Source organism: Hydrogenophaga sp., assembly GCF_051007235.1.
In the GTDB taxonomy this organism is placed as follows: Bacteria; Pseudomonadota; Gammaproteobacteria; order Burkholderiales; family Burkholderiaceae_C; genus Hydrogenophaga.
The window spans coordinates 1-3,828 of the sequence record NZ_JBPCSJ010000047.1 but is presented as its reverse complement, the minus strand read 5'-3'; the positions used below and the strand labels follow the sequence as shown (position 1 = coordinate 3,828).

Here is a 3,828-nt window from a genome sequence, read left to right as displayed (position 1 = left end):
GACCGTCACCCCGCAGCCCGACGCGTTCATCACGATGGCCTCGACGCCAGCCTCGATGTGCGGCCACCAGGCGTCGATGTTGGCGCGCATCTGCGCGCTGCCGCCGTCCTGGTCGTTGAGGTGGAACTTCACGGCGCCGCAACAGCCGGCTTCCGAAGCGACCACGGTCTGGATGCCAGCGGCATCGAGCACGCGCGCGGTGGCGCTGTTGATGTTGGGCATCATGGCCGGCTGCACACAGCCCGCGAGCATCAGCACCTTGCGCGCATGGGTCGCGGTGGGCCAGCGGCCGGCATCCTGCTTCGCGGGCACCTTGTTTTTCAGTGTCTCGGGCAGCAGGTCGCGCACCAGCTGACCCAGCGTCATGGCGGGGCCGAAGGCGGGCGAGGTCAGGCCTTCCTTGAGCAGCCAGCGCACCGCCTTTTCGCCGACCGGGCGCGGCACTTTGGCGTCCACGATCTTGCGGCCGATGTCGACCAGGTGGCCGTAGTCCACGCCGCTGGGGCAGGTGCTTTCGCAGTTGCGGCAGGTCAGGCAGCGGTCCAGGTGCAGCTGGGTCTTGCGCGTGGGTTCGGCGCCTTCGAGCACCTGCTTCATCAGGTAGATGCGGCCGCGCGGGCCGTCGAGCTCGTCGCCGAGCAGCTGGTAGGTGGGGCAGGTGGCGGTGCAGAAACCGCAGTGCACGCACTTGCGCAGGATGGCTTCGGCGGCCAGGCCGTCGGGCGTGCCTTGGAATTCGGGGGCGAGGTTGGTTTGCATGGCTTATCCCATCCGGCCCGGGTTGAAGATGCCTTGCGGGTCGAAGGCTTCGCGCAGGCGTTTCGTGATGGCCTGCAAGGCCGGGCTCTCGGCGTCAAAGCGGCGCACGCCGGGCGCGCCGTCGGCCCCGGCACGGAACAGCGTGGCGTGGCCCTGCACCGCCGCGGCGGCGGCGCGGATCTGGGCCGCGGCCGAGGCTGGCGCCCACAGCCAGCGCTGCGCGCCCTGCCATTCGATCAGCTGCGCAAACGGCAGGTCCAGCACCGGCGCGGTCTGCGGCAGCGACAGGCGCCACAGGCACAGGTCCGGCGAAGGCGAGTTGAAAAACGGCAGGGTCTGGTCGCGGCAGGCGGCCCAGTCCGGTCCGGCCTGGGCGTTGTCCATGCGCTGGCCGCCGGCTTCACGCACCATGCGTTCACACGCGGACTCGACCGCGGCCACAGCACCGCGCAGGCGCACGAACAGCAGCTCGGGTTGGTCCGGCGCCGTGACATCCTTCACCCAGCAGGAGGCGTTGATCGGCAGCGGCTGGCCACCCCAACGGTGCAACTGCTCCAGCGCGTCGCGCTGGCCCAGCGGAAACACCAGCGTGGCCTCGGCCGGCGCCACCGGCAGCACCTTGAGGGACAGGTGTGTGATGACGCCCAGCGTGCCCAGGGAGCCGGCCAGCGCACGGCTGACGTCGTAACCGGCCACGTTTTTCATGACCTGGCCGCCGAAGGTCAGCCAGTGGCCCCGGCCGTCGATGAACTGGGCGCCGAGCACGAAGTCGCGCACGCCGCCCGCGGTGGCACGGGCCGGGCCGGCCAGGCCGGCGGCGACCACGCCGCCGATGGTGGCGCCGTCGCCCGAAACCGACGCGAAACAGGGCGGGTCGAACGGCAGGTGCTGGCCCTTGTCGGCCAGCACGGCTTGCACCTCGGCCAGCGGGGTGCCGGCGCGCACGGTGATGACCAGTTCGGTCGGCTCGTGGCTGACCACGCCGGACCAGACGCGCGTGTCCAGCGGCGGACCCTGCACAGGTTCGCCCAGAAAGGCCTTGGTGTTGCCGCCGCGGATGCGCAAGGGCGTGCGCGCGGCGCTGGCGGCCTGGACCTGTTCGATCAGGTGCTGCGGCCGGTCTTCGTTCGTGGGGCTGTTGGGCATGGCCGCCATGGTAGCGGCGGGGCTTGGTGCGGCCGTTGAATTTTTTGCACGCCGCGCTGCAATCGCGGCCCGCCCGGCCGCCTCAGTCGCGGCCGGTGTGCCCCAGGCAGGCCCCCGCGTTGGGGCGGCCTTTGCATTCTCTCTTCAGCCGCTTCTGGCGCGCGGCCGGGCTTTCGGCGGACGGCGCGTCGATGAAGCGCACGGTGGTGGGCGGTGCCTGGGTGCCCCGGCCACCACCGTGCGCGGGGGCAGCGCCGACGCCGGTGGACACGGTCCAACCCAGCACACAGACGAGGGCGGCAAAGCGCCCGGAACGGCAACGGAACATGGGACCTCCCGGCGGTGTGTGACGGGGTCCATGCTCCCGCGGCCCGAACGCGCCGTCTGTGACGCATTCACCACCGCCACCGGGCGAAAAAAAGCCCCCGGGCCTGGCGGCACGGGGGCTGAACATCCATCGGAGACGCTCTGACAGTCAACCCGTGTGTGCGCGCGTTCCCTCAGCACACACGGGGGATCCCGTGGATCAGCGGTTGTAGGCGGTTTCGCCGTGGCTGCTGATGTCCAGACCTTCGCGTTCCTGCTCTTCGGTCACGCGCAGGCCGATGGTGAGGTCGACGATCTTGTAAGCGATGACGGAGACCACGCCGGACCACACGATGGTGATCAGCACGCCCTTGGCCTGGATCCAGACCTGGCTGGCGATGCTGTAGGCATCGGCCGTGACCATGGCCACGGTGGTCCAGTCGGCCACCATCGAGGGGCCGCCCAGGTTGGGGCTGTTGAACACGCCGGTCAGCAGGGCACCCAGGATGCCGCAGACACCGTGCACGCCGAACACGTCCAGCGAGTCGTCCGCACCCAGCAACTTCTTCAGACCGGTCACGCCCCACAGGCCGGCGAAGCCGCCCAGGAAGCCGATGACCAGCGCACCCACGATGCCGACGTTGCCGGCGGCGGGGGTGATGGCGACCAGGCCGGCAACGGCACCGGAGGCGGCACCCAGCATGGAAGCCTTGCCTTTGGCCAGGGCTTCACCGATGCACCAGGCCAGCACGGCGGCGGCGGTGGCGAACAGGGTGTTGATGAATGCCAGGGCGGCGAAGCCGTTGGCTTCCAGGGCGGAGCCGGCGTTGAAGCCGAACCAGCCCACCCACAGCAGCGAGGCGCCGACCATGGTCAGGGTCAGGCTGTGCGGGGCCATGGCTTCCTTGCCGTAGCCGATGCGCTTGCCCACCATGTAGGCGCCGACCAGGCCGGCGACAGCGGCGTTGATGTGCACCACGGTGCCGCCGGCGAAGTCCAGCGCGCCGTGTTGCCAGATCAGGCCGGCCTTGGCGGTCATTTCAGCGGCCACTTCGGCCGAGCTGTAGGCATCCGGGCCCATCCAGAACCAGACCATGTGGGCCATGGGCACGTAGCTGAAGGTGAACCAGATGGCGGTGAACAGCAGCACGGCGCTGAACTTCATGCGCTCGGCGAAAGAGCCCACGATCAGGGCGCAGGTGATGCCGGCGAAGGTGGCCTGGAAGGCGGCGAACACGATCTCGGGGATCACCACGCCCTTGCTGAAGGTGGCCGCGTTGGCAAAGGTGCCGGCCGCGTTGTCCCAAATGCCCTTGAGGAACAGGCGATCGAAGCCGCCGATGAAGGCGTTGCCCTCGGTGAAGGCCAGGCTGTAGCCGTACACGGCCCACAGCACGACGATCAGCGAGAAGGTCACCATCACCTGCATCAGCACCGACAGCATGTTCTTGCTGCGCACCAGGCCGCCGTAGAACAGGGCCAGGCCGGGCACGACCATCAGGATCACCAGGATGGTGGAGACCATCATCCAGGCGGTGTCGCCCTTGTTGGGGACCGGAGCCGGTGCGGCAGCGGGCGCCGGTGCGGACGCCGCGGCTGCAGCGACGGGTGCAGCTG

The 3,828-nt window shown here is 69.7% G+C and carries 4 protein-coding genes; all 4 read right to left on the bottom strand.

The genetic code is table 11. From position 1 onward, the window contains the following. A partial coding sequence (gene glcF / locus ACR2JA_RS01505) for a glycolate oxidase subunit GlcF (RefSeq protein ID WP_434007378.1) occupies window positions 1–759 on the bottom strand: 759 nt, incomplete at its 3' end. 3 nt (window positions 760–762) lie between these two features. After that, window positions 763–1,914, bottom strand: a complete 1,152-nt coding sequence (glcE, locus tag ACR2JA_RS01500; protein WP_434007377.1) for a glycolate oxidase subunit GlcE — start codon at window positions 1,912–1,914, stop codon at window positions 763–765. A gap of 73 nt (window positions 1,915–1,987) precedes the next feature. Next, window positions 1,988–2,233 (bottom strand): hypothetical protein, encoded by a 246-nt coding sequence (locus tag ACR2JA_RS01495; protein ID WP_434007376.1) that lies wholly within the window; start codon window positions 2,231–2,233, stop codon window positions 1,988–1,990. A gap of 198 nt (window positions 2,234–2,431) precedes the next feature. Beyond that, window positions 2,432–3,828, bottom strand: a 1,397-nt coding sequence (gene amt, locus ACR2JA_RS01490; RefSeq protein ID WP_434007375.1) for an ammonium transporter, incomplete at its 5' end; no start/stop codon positions are given.

Coding starts and splice junctions, on each gene's coding strand:
- glcE (WP_434007377.1), bottom strand. CDS start 1,914: ATGGCGGCCATGCCCAACAGCCCCACGAACGAAGACCGGCCGCAGCAC.
- ACR2JA_RS01495 (WP_434007376.1), bottom strand. CDS start 2,233: ATGTTCCGTTGCCGTTCCGGGCGCTTTGCCGCCCTCGTCTGTGTGCTG.